This is a genomic window from Streptomyces sp. NPDC002055, from assembly GCF_040296705.1.
Classification (GTDB): Bacteria; Actinomycetota; Actinomycetes; order Streptomycetales; family Streptomycetaceae; genus Streptomyces.
The window spans coordinates 1-13,411 of record NZ_JBEOXS010000066.1; the positions used below are offsets into that span (position 1 = coordinate 1).

Annotated in this window: 12 protein-coding genes; 7 read left to right on the forward strand and 5 right to left on the reverse strand. The window is 72.4% G+C overall.

Annotation, left to right across the window (positions count from 1 at the left end; genetic code table 11):
* Nucleotides 1-110 precede the first annotated feature (110 nt).
* The 3 genes from ABT112_RS29365 to ilvA all read right to left on the reverse strand — a co-directional run bounded on the left by ABT112_RS29365 (nt 111) and on the right by ilvA (nt 3,755).
* Nucleotides 111-971, reverse strand: coding sequence for an ABC transporter permease (locus ABT112_RS29365; protein WP_351514673.1), 861 nt, complete (start codon nt 969-971; stop codon nt 111-113).
* Nucleotides 968-2,131: an ATP-binding cassette domain-containing protein gene (locus ABT112_RS29370; protein ID WP_351514675.1), complete on the reverse strand. Its 1,164-nt coding sequence runs from the start codon at nt 2,129-2,131 to the stop codon at nt 968-970. Before ABT112_RS29370 ends, ABT112_RS29365 begins: the two co-directional genes overlap by 4 nt.
* 373 nt (nt 2,132-2,504) lie before the next feature.
* Nucleotides 2,505-3,755: a threonine ammonia-lyase gene (gene ilvA / locus ABT112_RS29375; RefSeq protein WP_351514677.1), complete on the reverse strand. Its 1,251-nt coding sequence runs from the start codon at nt 3,753-3,755 to the stop codon at nt 2,505-2,507.
* A gap of 159 nt (nt 3,756-3,914) precedes the next feature.
* Between ilvA and ABT112_RS29380 the strand changes: the two genes are divergently transcribed.
* The 3 genes from ABT112_RS29380 to ABT112_RS29390 are packed head-to-tail and all read left to right on the forward strand — an operon-like array spanning nt 3,915 to nt 5,405.
* The gene (locus ABT112_RS29380; RefSeq protein ID WP_351514679.1) at nt 3,915-4,439 is read left to right on the forward strand and encodes a MarR family winged helix-turn-helix transcriptional regulator; all 525 of its coding nucleotides are present in this window, start codon (nt 3,915-3,917) and stop codon (nt 4,437-4,439) included.
* Nucleotides 4,440-4,494: 55 nt separating this feature from the next.
* Nucleotides 4,495-5,157, forward strand: coding sequence for a sigma factor-like helix-turn-helix DNA-binding protein (locus ABT112_RS35470; protein WP_502975482.1), 663 nt, complete (start codon nt 4,495-4,497; stop codon nt 5,155-5,157).
* Nucleotides 5,154-5,405, forward strand: coding sequence for a hypothetical protein (locus tag ABT112_RS29390; RefSeq protein ID WP_351514681.1), 252 nt, complete (start codon nt 5,154-5,156; stop codon nt 5,403-5,405). The genes ABT112_RS35470 and ABT112_RS29390 overlap by 4 nt, the downstream gene beginning before the upstream one ends.
* A 364-nt stretch (nt 5,406-5,769) precedes the next feature.
* On the opposite strand, the gene ABT112_RS29395 is transcribed toward ABT112_RS29390, so the two are convergent.
* Nucleotides 5,770-6,933 carry a cystathionine gamma-synthase gene (locus ABT112_RS29395; RefSeq protein ID WP_351514683.1) on the reverse strand — a complete coding sequence of 388 codons (1,164 nt, stop codon included), beginning with the start codon at nt 6,931-6,933 and terminating at the stop codon, nt 5,770-5,772.
* 329 nt (nt 6,934-7,262) lie between these two features.
* Here ABT112_RS29395 and ABT112_RS29400 point away from each other — a divergent pair, with 329 nt between their 5' ends.
* Together ABT112_RS29400 and msrA are read left to right on the forward strand one after the other, a co-directional pair.
* Nucleotides 7,263-8,363 (forward strand): hypothetical protein, encoded by a 1,101-nt coding sequence (locus ABT112_RS29400; protein WP_351514685.1) that lies wholly within the window; start codon nt 7,263-7,265, stop codon nt 8,361-8,363.
* A 298-nt stretch (nt 8,364-8,661) separates the two neighbouring features.
* Nucleotides 8,662-9,327 (forward strand): peptide-methionine (S)-S-oxide reductase MsrA, encoded by a 666-nt coding sequence (gene msrA, locus ABT112_RS29405; RefSeq protein ID WP_351514687.1) that lies wholly within the window; start codon nt 8,662-8,664, stop codon nt 9,325-9,327.
* An 80-nt stretch (nt 9,328-9,407) separates the two neighbouring features.
* Here the strand turns inward: msrA and ABT112_RS29410 are convergent, their stop codons facing one another.
* Nucleotides 9,408-10,541 (reverse strand): hypothetical protein, encoded by a 1,134-nt coding sequence (locus tag ABT112_RS29410; protein WP_351514689.1) that lies wholly within the window; start codon nt 10,539-10,541, stop codon nt 9,408-9,410.
* A 483-nt stretch (nt 10,542-11,024) separates the two neighbouring features.
* On the opposite strand from ABT112_RS29410, the gene ABT112_RS29415 reads away from it, so the two are divergent.
* Both ABT112_RS29415 and ABT112_RS29420 read left to right on the forward strand, forming a co-directional pair.
* Nucleotides 11,025-12,095, forward strand: a complete 1,071-nt coding sequence (locus ABT112_RS29415; RefSeq protein ID WP_351514691.1) for a hypothetical protein — start codon at nt 11,025-11,027, stop codon at nt 12,093-12,095.
* Nucleotides 12,096-12,533: 438 nt separating this feature from the next.
* Nucleotides 12,534-13,358: a hypothetical protein gene (locus ABT112_RS29420; protein WP_351514693.1), complete on the forward strand. Its 825-nt coding sequence runs from the start codon at nt 12,534-12,536 to the stop codon at nt 13,356-13,358.
* Nucleotides 13,359-13,411: the final 53 nt, after the last annotated feature.

The following is a 13,411-nucleotide window of genomic DNA, read 5'->3' on the forward strand; positions in this document are numbered from 1 at the left end:
GCGTCTCGGCGGACATGTCGATTCCGGCCTCCGCCATCGCCTGAACGGCGGCGGGCCGGGGCCGTGCATCCGGGCCGGTGGCGGCCGGTCCCGACCGCCACCGAACCGCGTCAGGCCGTGGCAGAGCGGTACTTCCGGACGGCCAGGGTCCGGAACACCACGATGATCAGGACCGACCAGAGTGCCGACGCGATCACCGGGTGCTGCATCGGCCAGGCGTCCGCCGCGTGGTAGCCCGCCGGGAGGTTGCCGAAGAGCTCGCGGCAGGCCTGCACCGTGGCGCTGAACGGGTTCCACTCGGCGACGTGCCGCAGGAAGCCCGGCATGTTCTCGGAGGGCACGAAGGCGTTCGAGATGAACGTCAGCGGAAACAGCCAGATCAGACCGCCCGACGTCGCTGCCTCCGGGGTCCGCACGACCAGGCCGATCAGGGCGCCGATCCAGGAGAAGGCGTAGCCGAGCAGGAGCAGCAGGCCGAAGCCGGCGAGCGCGCCGAGGATGCCGTCCTCGATCCGCCATCCGACGATGAGCGCGACGATCGCCAGCACCACCAGGGTGAGCGCGGTCTGCACGAGGTCGGCCAGCGTCCGGCCGGTCAGTACGGCGCCCCGCGCCATGGGCAGCGACCGGAACCGGTCGATGAGGCCCTTCTGCATGTCGTCCGCGATGCCCGCACCCGAACCGGCGGTGGCGAAGGTGACGGTCTGGGCGAAGATCCCGGCCATGAGGAAGGCGCGGTACTCCTCGGGTGAAACCGTGCCGGCGATCGCGATGGATCCGCCGAAGACATAGCTGAACAGCACCACGAACATGATCGGCTGGATGAGCCCGAAGATGACCACTTCCGGGATCCGGGCCATGCGGATCAGGTTCCGCTTCGCCACCACCAGCGAGTCCCGGACGGACTGGCCGATGGCCCCGCCGGGCTGCGGCGCCGTGGCGCGGGGAGCCGTGTCGGTGACGGCGCTCACTGGTGTGCCTCCTGTTGCGTCGAGGTCTGCCGCGCGGTGGACGGCTGGGATGTGGGCGACTGCGGGGTGGACGACCGGGTTGCGGAGGCCTGGGTTGCGGAGGCCTGGGCCGTGGACGGCTGGGTGGTGGGCGACGGGGCCCCACCGGACCCGCCGGTTCCGTCCGGCGAGCCGCCGTCCCCGCCCTGCGCGGCGTCGCGGTCCTGCCCGGCGTCCCGGTCCTCGGCCGCGTGGCCGGTCAGGGAGATGAACACGTCGTCGAGGGTCGGCCTGCGCAGACCGACGTCGTCGATCTCGACGCCCCGGGCGTCGAACTCGCGGATGACCTCCGCGAGGAGCTTCGCGCCGCCGGCGACCGGGACGGTGACCTTGCGGGTGTGCTCCTCCACGCCGACCTCGCCCTTGCCGAAGCCGCCGAGGATCTCGGCCGCGTCCCGGAGCTGGTCCCGGCGATGGGCGACGATCTCCACCCGCTCACCGCCGGTCCGGGCCTTGAGCTGGTCGGACGTGCCGCGCGCGATGACCTTGCCGTGGTCGACCACGCAGATGTCGTGGGCGAGGTGGTCGGCCTCCTCCAGGTACTGGGTGGTCAGCAGCAGGGTCGTGCCACCGGCCACCAGCTCCTGGATGACCTCCCACAGGGCCTGGCGGTTGCGCGGGTCGAGTCCGGTGGTCGGCTCGTCCATGAACATCACCGGCGGACTGATGACCAGCGCGGCCGCGAGGTCGAGCCGGCGCCGCATGCCGCCGGAGTACGTCTTGGCGGGGCGGTCGCCGGCCTCGGCGAGGTTGAAGCGTTCGAGCAGCTCGCTCGCGCGGGCCTTCGCGGCGCGCGCGGACAGCTGGTAGAGCCTGCCGACCATCTGGAGGTTCTCACGGCCCGTGAGGTACTCGTCGACGGCGGCGAACTGGCCGGAGAGGCCTATCGAGCGGCGGACGTCGTTGGGGTGCTTGAGGACGTCCACCCCGGCCACGACCGCCTTTCCGCTGTCGGGCCGCAGCAGGGTGGTGAGCACGCGCACGGCGGTCGTCTTGCCCGCCCCGTTCGGGCCGAGCAGGCCCAGCACGGTGCCCTCGGGGACATCGAGGTCGACGCCGTCCAGAGCCCTCACTTCGCCGAAGGTCTTGACCAGCCCCTCGGCGTAAATGGCACCTGGCATGAAGTTCTCCCACAGTCTTGGGTTGTTCAGCTTGGGTTGCGCGGGGATCAGGGACATCGGAGACGACGGCGGCACCGTTACGTTTGCCGGTTCTGTCCGATGCGAAAGCCGGATCACACATCAAGGGGCCCGACTGTACAACAGTCGCGATATATCGCGTCAAGGGATTTACCGTCCTGCGTCGTGCTTCCTTCGCGTCCGCGCTTCCTCCGCGGCTGTGCTTCCTCCCCGGCTGCGCTCCTCCGCGCGCGTGCCTCCCCGCGGCCGCGTCAGGCCCCGGCGGCACAGCCGGTCACGGCTCTGGCCTGACAGGTCACAGCTGGTCAAAGCCGGTCGTGACCGGCCAGGGCGCTGCAGCCCGCCTTGCGCAGCGTCACGTCATCACGATGTAGCCCGCCTTGCGCAGCGCGGCCCGTACCTCGACACAGTGCTCGGGCCCCCTCGTCTCCAGCTGCAGTTCCACCTCGGCCTCCGTCAGCCGCAGCCGCGGATCGGTCCGGACGTGGCTCACGTCGAGCACGTTGACGTCCCCCTGGGACAGCACCCCGAGCAGGGTGGCCAGCGCCCCCGGGCGGTCCGTCAGCCGCAGCCGCAGGGACAGGTACCGGCCCGCCGCCGCCATGCCGTGCCGCAGGATGCGCTGGAGCAGCAACGGATCGACGTTCCCGCCGGACAGCACCCCGACCACCGGCCCGTCGAAGGAGTCGGGCTGCGAGAGCAGCGCCGCCACCGGGCTCGCCCCGGCCGGCTCCACCACGAGCTTCGCCCGCTCCAGGCAGAGCAGCAGCGCGCCGGAGAGCTCGTCCTCGGAGACCGTACGGACCTCGTCCACGAGATCGCCAACGATTTTGAACGGCACGTCCCCCGGGCGTCCGACCTTGATGCCGTCGGCCATGGTCACCATGGTCTCCAGCGACACCGGGCGCCCCGCCGCCAGCGAGGGCGGGTAGGCGGCGGCCCCCTCCGCCTGCACACCCACCAGCCGCACGTCCGGCCGCAGCGCCTTCACGGCCACCGCGATCCCGGCCGCCAGCCCGCCGCCGCCGATGCCGACGACGATCGTCCGGACCTCGGGGCACTGTTCCAGGATCTCCAGGCCGACCGTCCCCTGACCCGCCACTACGTCCCGGTGGTCGAACGGGTGGATGAAGACCGCGCCGGTCGCCCGGGCGTGCTCCTGCGCCGCCTCCAGCGTCTCGTCGACGACATGGCCGTGCATCCGCACGTCGGCGCCGTACTCGCAGGTCGCCGCGATCTTCGGCAGCGGCGCACCCACCGGCATGAAGACCGTCGAGCGCACGCCCAGCAGGGAGGCGGCGAGGGCGACGCCCTGCGCGTGGTTCCCGGCGCTGGCCGCCACCACGCCCGCCGCCCGCTCCTCGGCGCTGAGCCCGGCGATCCGCACATACGCACCGCGTACCTTGAAGGAGCCGGTCCGCTGGAGGTTCTCGCACTTCAGGTGGACCGGGTCCCCCACCAGCTGGCTGAGATGCCGGCTGCCCTCCATGGCGGTCACCCGGGACACCCCGGCCAGCATCTTGTGCGCCGCACGCACCTCGTCGACCGTGATATCGGACAGATCGAGGGGCTCCGGGCGGGCACCCACCCCATGGTTTTCAGCCATGTGGCCAAGTTTCGCAGTTCCGGTCGGCCCCGGCCGCTGGAGGACCCGTCCACCGGTTTGTCCCGTGCTGCTCCGGCCCGGGCCCCGGCCGCGTACCCTGTGCGCATCCACAGCCCGATTCCCACGAAGTGAGCCCAGGCCATGCCGACGACTCCGGACATGACGACTGCTCCGCCGCCCTCCGGCCAGGAGGGGCCTGCGGACAGCGGTCTCCTCGAAGCGCTGCAGCACCAGGTCGCCGTGTTCGCACGGCGCGCGGAGCAGACCAGGCTCGGCGGCGTCGGACAGGTCCGCAATTCCATGGACCGTGCCGCCTACCTGCTGCTCAACCGCCTGGACCGGGAGGGTCCGATGGGGGTCAAGGCGCTCGCCGCGGGGATGGGCATCGACTCCTCGACGGTGACCCGGCAGGTCGCGCCGCTCGTGGACACCGGCCTGGTCAAGCGCACGTCGCACCCCGAGGACGGCCGGGCCGTCGTCCTCCAGCTCTCGCCGCGCGGCAAGGCCCGGCTGGACGAGGTCCGCTCCTCGCGACGGCAGCTGATGGCCCTGGTCACGGAGGGCTGGACCGAGGAGGAGCGGGAGATCTTCTGCACCCTGCTCACCCGCTTCAACGGTTCGCTCTCCGCCCGGCAGGCCGCGGCTCATCTGCCGCCCGCCGACCCGGAGGCCCCCACCTCTTGACCCGCCTCTTGACCGCGCGCACCCGCTGCCGTCCCATGGAGGCTCAGGAGGCGCGGTGCGAGAGCGGCGAGCAGCACAGGAGCGCCGCCGGGCCCGGGAATTCGAGGCGTTCGTCGCGGGTGCGGCCGGCCGGCTGCTGCATGCCGCCGTCCTGCTCACCGGCGACCGGGACGCCGCCGAGCGCCTGCTGACGGCCGCGCTGGCGCGCACCTACGCGGGGTGGGACCGGCTGCACGGCGAGGATCCGTACGACCGCACGCGGCAGGAGCTCATCGGCCGCTTCGCCCATGGCGCCTGGCACCACCGACGGGCCCACGGCGGCGTGCTCGGCGGGCTCACCCCGCGGGAACGCCTGGTCCTGGTGCTGCGGCTCTACGAGGGTGTGCCCGAGGAGCAGACCGCCGCCCGGCTCGGTCTCCCCGTCGAACGGGTCCGTGCCATCTGCCTGCGTTCGATGACCGCCCTGCGCAGCCGCGCCGCCTCACCCGGCGGATCCGCCCCGCCCGGTCCGGCACCGCCCGGTCCGGCAGCGCCAGGTCCAGCACTGCACGCGACCGTGCCACCGGGTGCCGCACCTCGGGATGCCGCGCCTCGGGGTGCCACGCCGCTCGGAGCCCGGTCACCGGGGTCCGGACCGCCCGGCGGGACGGCAGGATCGGTGGCCGCGGCGGACCGGCACCCCGACGGCGGCGCGCCCCCGGGGGCGTCGGCGCGATGAGTCTTCCCGACCGCAAGGAGGACGAGGTCCGCCGGATGCTCGAAGGGCCTCATCCCGCCGTGCCACCGGACCTCGCGGCCCGGGCCGTCCAGCGCGGACAGCGCATCCACGGCCGGCACCGCGCGGTACGGACCGCCGGGTGGGCCCTGCTGTTGGCGGCGGCCCTCGCCTTCGCGGTGTGGGCGGCCATGGCACAGCCATGGCTCATACCGCCGGCCGACACCACACCGCCGCTGGACGGCTGGTAGGTCCGTCCGTTGGAGGGCCGGCAGCCCATTGGAGGGCCTGGGTCGCCGACGGGCAACCGGCCCGAGGGGAGTGGCCCGAGGGGAATGGCCCGAGGGCAGTGGCCCGGCCCGAGGACGGTGACCCGGCCCGAGGACAGCGATCCACCCCAAGGGCGGTGATCCGACCCAAGGACGGTGACCCCACCCGAGGACGGTGACCCCACCCGAGGACGGTGATCCGCCACCGGGGCAGTGATCCGACCCGCCCCCGATACGGCGAGCGGGCCCGTGCGCTGTACGCACGAGCCCGCTCTCAGTTCTCCGGAGCCGGACCCGGCCGTGTCCCGCGGAGTGCGGAATCCAGCGGGGGTCGGCCCAGCGGGAGTCAGCCCAGCGCGCGGGTCAGGTCCGCCAGCTGGTCGTCGACCGCCTCGATGCCGACCGACAGCCGCACCAGGTCCGCCGGCACCTCCAGCGCGGAGCCCGCCACCGAGGCGTGCGTCATCCGGCCCGGGTGCTCGATCAGCGACTCCACGCCGCCCAGGGACTCGCCGAGGGTGAACAGCCGGGCCCGGTTGCAGACCTCGACCGCCGCCTCCTCGCCGCCCTCGACCCGGAACGACACCATGCCGCCGAAGCCGCGCATCTGCTTCGCGGCGACCTCGTGACCGGGGTGGTCCGGCAGCCCCGGGTAGTAGACCTGGGTCACCTTGGGGTGGGAGACCAGCATCTCCGCGATGCGGCCGGCGTTCAGGTTGTGCCGGTCCATCCGGACCGCGAGGGTCTTGATCCCGCGCAGCACCAGCCAGGAGTCGAAGGGGCCGGCGACGGCGCCCATCGCGTTCTGGTGGAAGGCGAGCTCCTCGCCGAGTGCGTCGTCGTTCACCACCAGGGCGCCGCCGACCACGTCGGAGTGCCCGCCCATGTACTTGGTCATGGAGTGCACGACGATGTCCGCACCGAGCGCGAGCGGCTGCTGGAGGTACGGGCTGGCGAAGGTGTTGTCGACGACGAGCCGTGCCCCGGCGGCGCGCGCCACCTCTGAAACAGCGGCGATGTCGGTGATGCCGAGGAGCGGGTTGCTGGGCGTCTCGACCCAGATGAGCTTCGTGCGAGGCGTGACCGCGGCCCGGACGGACGCCGGGTCGGAGGTGTCCGCCACCGACCATGCGACGCCCCACCGCTCCGCGACCTTCGCGAAGAGCCGGAACGTTCCGCCGTAGGCGTCGTTCGGGATGACCACGTGGTCGCCCGGCACCAGGAGCGCGCGCAGCAGGCAGTCCTCGGCGGCGAGCCCCGAGGCGAAGGCCAGCCCGCGCCGTCCGCTCTCCAGCGCGGCGAGGTTCTCCTCGAGCGCGGTACGGGTCGGGTTGGCGGAACGGCTGTACTCGTAGCCGCCCCGCAGCCCGCCGACCCCGTCCTGCTTGTAGGTGGACACTTGGTAGATCGGCGGCACGACCGCGCCGGTGAGCGGATCCGCCGTGTTGCCCGCATGGATGGCGCGGGTCTCGAAGCTCTGGTGTGCGTGCTGCTGGTGCTCGTCACTCATGAGGCCCGAGAGTAGTACGCGCGGACCGGGAACTCCTGGGCTCGTCCGACAGTACTTCTGGGGACGGGCTCCGGACGTCCGGGCACGGGCGGCGGCCCCGGGAGCACGGTGCGCGATGGAGGCGGCGGCTCCGGTCCGTGGCCGGGACGGCGGCTCCGGTCCGTGGCCGGGGCGGACGCGACGGCCCGGGACCGGCGGACACGACGCCCCGGGACCGTACGAACGGGCCCGCGGCGGTCCGGGCCACACTGGTGCTCGGCATCCGAGACGACGACACGGCACGAGACGCAACGCACGAGACGACACGGCAGAGGACACCTGGACACCTCATGGAGATTCTGATCATCCTGCTGGGCCTGACCATGATCGGCGGTGTTCTGATCCCGGCCCTGCGGCGCAGGCGCGACGGACGTCAGGCGTTCCACGCCCATGGCACCGCCCTCGACCCCCGGCAGTACGGCTTCGTCAGCCCCGAGCAGCTCGACATCCGGCTGCCGGGACCGGACCGGGAGCTGGCCGAGGTGCTGGCGGAGATCCGGCGGACCCAGGAGTGGCGCCCCGCCGCGCAGTTGCTCGCCGTGACGGACGACTGGGAGCTGCGCTGGCAGCGGGTCCAGACCCTGGCCGGAGCGGCGGCCGTGGAGCTGGCCGAGCTGCCCGGCGAGGGCGGCCGGTGGCTGCGGACCTGGCGCACCGAGTCCCCGAAGGAGGCGGGCGGCGCGGTGGTGCACGCCGAGTTCCTGGTCCGGCAGGCGCGCCAGTCCTCGGGCGGCGCCGGGTCGGACGAGTACCGGATCATCCTGGAGGAGGCGCGGTCCGTGGCCGAGGACGCGGCGCTGCTGGCCCCCGGCGACCCGACCCCGTACATCGTCCAGCTCGCGGTGGCCCGCGGGCTCGGCTACCGGGAGGCCGACGTCGAGGAGCTGTGGAGCACCATCACCACGCGCGCGCCGCATCACATGGGCGCGCATCTGGCCGCCCTCCACTACTGGTGCGAGAAGTGGCACGGTTCGAAGGAGCTGGCCGACGCGTTCACGCACCGGGCCGCGGCCTCGGCCCCGGAGAAGAGCCTGCTGCCGGCGCTGCCGCTGTTCGCCGTCTTCGAGCACCTGCCCGAGGTGAACGTGGTCCGCGGCCTGTACCAGAGCGCCGTGGTGACCCGGGCCGTCCAGGGCGCCCTGTTCGCCACCCGCTCGGCGCCCTCGGACCACCCCGTCCTGCCGCACGTCCGCCATCTGCTGGTCTGGTTCCTGGTCCGGGCGGAGCGCTACGCCGAGGCGATGGAGCAGCTGCGGCACGTGGACGGGCATGTGGGCGCGGTGCCCTGGTCCTACTCCCCCGACCCCGCGGCGGAGTACACGGCGTACCGGGCGCTGGCGGTGGGCGGCTGGGAGCAGTCGGGCGGCACCCCGGCGACGCTGCCGCGCTGACGGGCGGGGAGCCTCCGCACCGACGGGACATCGGCCGGTGCGGGCTCCCGCCGCGAGGGAACCTCGGCCGGTGCGGGCTCCTGCCCGATGGAGCCTCGGCCGGTGACCCGTCGACGGACGGCTGCACCGATGGGCCGTCGGCCGGTGCGGGCTCCCGCCCCGGTGGAGCCTCGGCCGGTGACGCCGACGGGCGACGGCCGACGGCTTACGGAGCGGTGACGGCCCGCGGCAGCCGGCCAGGAATCCCCGGGCCCCCGCATACGTTGTCCGCTACGGACATCACGCCGAGAGGACCCTCATGTTCCTGCACAGCCACCGGCCCCAGCTCCCCACCCCGGAGGAGGCCCTGCGCGGCCGTGACACCCCCGAGTTCACGGTGCCGGACCGCCACACCGTCCTCGGCAACCCGCTGCTCGGCCCGTACCCGGACGGCCTGGAGGTCGCCGACTTCGGGCTGGGCTGCTTCTGGGGAGCCGAGCGGAAGTTCTGGCAGACCCCCGGCGTCTGGACCACGCTCGTCGGCTACCAGGGCGGGTCCACCCCGAACCCGGCGTACGAAGAGGTGTGCAGTGGCCTCACCGGGCACACCGAGGCGGTCCGGGTGGTCTTCGACCCGGCGGTCGTCTCCTACGCGGAGCTGCTGAAGCTCTTCTGGGAGTCCCACGACCCGACCCAGGGCTTCCGCCAGGGCAACGACGTCGGCACCCAGTACCGCTCGGCGATCTACACGCACTCGCCCGAGCAGCAGTCCGCCGCCGAGGCCTCCCGCGACGCCTACCAGCAGGTGCTGACGAAGGCGAACCACTCCGCGATCACCACGGAGATCCTCCCGGCGGAGGGCCGCCCGTTCCATCCGGCCGAGCCGTATCACCAGCAGTACCTGGACAAGAACCCGAACGGGTACTGCGGGATCGGGGGGACGGGCGTGAGCTGCCCGGTCGGAGTCGCGCCGGCCGACGGCTGAGGTTCGCAGCCGAACGGCGCCGCGCCCCGGTGACATCGGGCATCGCTCAGGGGCGCGGGCCGCGACGGGTGCCGGACGGGTCACTCGGGGGCCTTGCCGGGCTCGGCGGAACTGTTCCGGTCAGCACTGTTCCCGGCAGAACTGTTCCGGGCAGAACTGTTCCGGGCAGCGTTGCTCCCGGCAGGCGGGGACGGGTTCGAGGCTGTCGGTGTCACGCCGTCGGCGGGGTTGGCGCACCCCGGGACGCTGCCTTCGGGGCTGCAGTTGTCCGGGGTGTTGCGGACGACTGCGCTGCCCGTGAGGGTGACCTGAGCGGAGGTCCCGCTGAAGACACCGCCACCGGCGGTGATCGCGGTGTTGCGGGTGACCAGGCTGCGGGTCAGCGTGGCTGTGCTGAACTCGTTCGAAAGGCCCGCGCCCGACACGGCGATGTTGTTCCTGACGGTGGTCGACGTGAGGTGCAGGGTGGCGCCGAACTGGTTGATGCCGCCACCGTGAAGCGCGGTGTTGCCGCTGACCGTTACGGAGTCCAGGGACGCGGTGCTCCGGACGTTCTCCAGGCCACCGCCGTTGTCGTTGTGTGCCCGGTTGCCGAGCAGCGCGCCGCCCTTCATCGTCATCGTGCCGGGACGGTCGAGGAGGCTGTTGCGTCCGTTGGCGACTCCGCCGCCATTACGGACCGCGGTGTTGTGCGCGATGGTGGTGCGGTCGAGACGGAACTGCCCGCCCAGGTTGTAGACGCCGCCCCCCGTACCGGCACGATTGCCCTTGACGTCCACGTCGGCCAGGTTCAGGGTGCCGTTGTTCCAGATGGCGCCACCGGCGGAGTCGGGCACGCTTCCGCCGCTGACCTCGAGCGACTTCAGGGCGAGTGCACCGCCGGTCGCCACGTGGAAGATACGGAAGTCCGGGGTCGCGCCGGGGGCGCGGCGAAGGGTGGTGTCGCGGCCGGAGACGGTCACGTTGCCGGTGATCTCCGGAAGCCCGTTGTCGCGATGGTCGGGTGCGGTCAGGGTGTAGGTGCAGTGGGCCGCGAGGGTGATGCGACCGCCGCTGGTGTTCGCATGGGTGATGGCCGCCTTCAGGGCTGCGATGTCATTGCACCGCACCTGAGTCTCTCCTGCGGCACCGGCCGGTCCGGCCGGCAGGACTGCAATGGACAGCCCCACCCCCAGCGCGGCGGCTACGGCGCCGGACCGTACCGAGCTCTTCATCGCTCCACCCTTCGCAGTGCCGGAGAGGAAAGGGCCGGTCTCACCGGCAGCCGACGGCCGGGCCGACGGCCGGCCGGCCGGTGACCATGCCGTTTCGTTCCTTAACCGCCGGACGTGCCGGCCTCACCCGACGTACCGCCGAACGGCCCCGGTTCCCGCCCGACGTACCGCCGAACGGCCCCGCTTCCCGCCCACGGTCCGGCGCCGTCGACCCTTACGTCGGCCCAGCAGCTCAGGAGGCCGGACGTGTCACGGCGGGAGAGGCGCGAACCGGCAGTGCCGTGGTGTCGAGGCCCGCAGGTGCAGCCGAACCCGGCATCGAGCGGGGCCCGGGGCCGTGCACCCGAATGACGGGCAAGCCATGCACGGAAGGCACACGTCGGATATGTCTGAGTGGCGATCAGCGACGCTCAGGGGGTGCAGGCTCGACGGCTTGGCGTCGCCCGGATCGCGGAATCCTGCCCCCACAGCCAAGGAAGCCCCATGACCGACACGCTCAGACGCGCCACCGTCACCGCCGTCACCGGCTTCGGCCTGTGCCTGACGCTGCTGCCCGCCGGACAGGCCCAGGCGCAGGCACCGACCCGCGTCGCGTGCAATGACATCGCAGCCCTAAAGGCGGCCATCAACAACGCGAACACCAGCGGCGGCAGCATCGTCCTCGCCCCTCGGTGCGTCTACACCGTGACCCAGACCGACAACCCGGGTGACGGCCTGCCCGAGATCACCGGCAACGTGCAGATCACCGGGGACAACACCACCATCGACCGCAATTCCGCCACGCCGTTCCGCCTCTTCCACGTGCGGGAGGGCGGCAGCCTCACCCTGAAGTCGATCACCGTGCGCTACGGCGAAACCGGCACCACGGACTCACATGGCGGAGGGCTCCTCAACGACCACGGGAGCCTCACCCTGATCGACTCGACGGTGCGGAACAACAGGGCCAGCACCGGCGGCGGGATCTGGAACCAGCTGGGAACGCTCACCCTGAAGAACACCACGGTCAGCAACAACCACGCGGCTTTCGGCGGCGGAGTGGCCACCAACGGCACGATGACGATGCAGGGCGGCGCCCTCCGCGCCAATACGGGCGCCTTCTGGGGAGGCGGCCTCGCCAACGCGGGGGACACCAAGCTCAACGACGTGTCGGTCGACGGCAACGACTCCGGTGACCGCGGCGCCGGCATCGTCACCCTGGCGATCAACCTGGAGACCGGGCCCCTGCGTCTGAACTCCACCAAGGTCAAGGGCAACATCGCCCGGAACAACGGCGGCGGCATCCAGACCGGCTCGGACGAGCCGACGACGCTCCACCGCAGCACCGTCAGCCACAACACCTCGAACGGCGGCCCCACCACCGGCGGCGGCATCGAGAACTCCGGGATCACCCTCCAACTCTTCATCGGTACGACGAGCGCCTCCCAGCGCAAGGAGAGCGGCGAGAACTCGACCAAGCTGGCACCCCACCGGGTGGAGCTCGTCCAGAGCACCGTCGTGAAGAACCACCCGACCAACTGCGCCCCGCCCAACAGCGTTCCCGGCTGCGTGAACTGAATCCCGGGTGGCGGCGGGGCGCCGGTGACGCGGAGCGCGTCCGCACGATCCTGACAACCTCGGGGGAGGCGCCACCGCGGGTTCGCGTCCACCGTCGGGAGCCGCACCACCGTGGGTCCGCAGCCACCGCCGGAGGCCGCGCCACCGCGGGTTGTCCACCGCCGCATCCACCGCACCACCGATGAGCGGGCACGTGCGCGGGACCGCCGTGGCACGCGGTCCCCAGCGGCCCCTCTGCCCCCGGCCGACGCCATCGGCCGGGGGCATCGGCCGGGGCATCTCCGTCGGGCCCGCCACGCCCCGACGCGTGGCGACGGCAGCGCACCTGGGCCCGCAGCTTCTCCGGGAGACGGCCCGCACTTCTCCGGGAATGGCCTTGCCACTTCTCCGGAAGCGTCACTTCTCCGGGAGGTCGAGGCCCGGGTAGCTTGGGCGCCCATGTGCATATCGATGGACCACGCCGAGTTCTCGGGAACGACCCTGTACGCCGGGCGACTTCGCCACTCCCAGCACGGCCTGATCCATGTCCTCGGGTACCAGAACACCGCCGTCAACCTCGCCGCCGGGCCGAACGCGATGCTGCTGCATCTGCCCGCCGCGCGGATGACCCGGGAGCACTTCCTCCCGGTGGGGCGCTCCGGCGATGTCCTCCAGCGCATGGTCGACGCGGTCCGGCGCCGCTCGGTGAGCATGACGCGCGGCGTCGCCTGGATGGGGGCGGACGACGCATCGGTCGAGATCTTCGAGCACGGCATCTACACCGTGCTGCTCGCGACCGACCCGACCAGGATCCCGGCCGCCCTCGAGGACGTACCGGCGCACAAGCGGCCGCGGCTCGACCCGGGTCTGCTGAGGTTCTACGCCGACCACTTTCCGGGGCACACCATCGCGGTGTGCTGCTTCGACAGCGCCGCCGCCCGGCGCGCCGAACCCCTGCTGATGTGGTACTCGCCCCTCGACCCGGACCGGTTGACCCTGCCGGCGCTGGACTGCCACACGGGTCGGGCACCCGATCTCGACGCCGACGTGCCCGTCGACCACTGGGTGCTGCTCTCCACCGACGAAGCACCGCCCCTCTGGGGCGAACCCGTCGACTATGCGCCGGACATGCGTCACCGGCTGCGCTCGTACCTCCCGGACACGGTGGTGGGGGCCCACTACGACGGCCGGCTGGCCAACGGCGACTTCACCATCAGCCACGACGATCTGCTCACCGCCGGTATGGACGGGCTGCGGCGGATCAGGCCCGAGCGGGCCGCGTAACCGGACCCCCGGGCCCCCTCCCCGTGACCGGACCCCCGAGAGCGCCCTCCCCT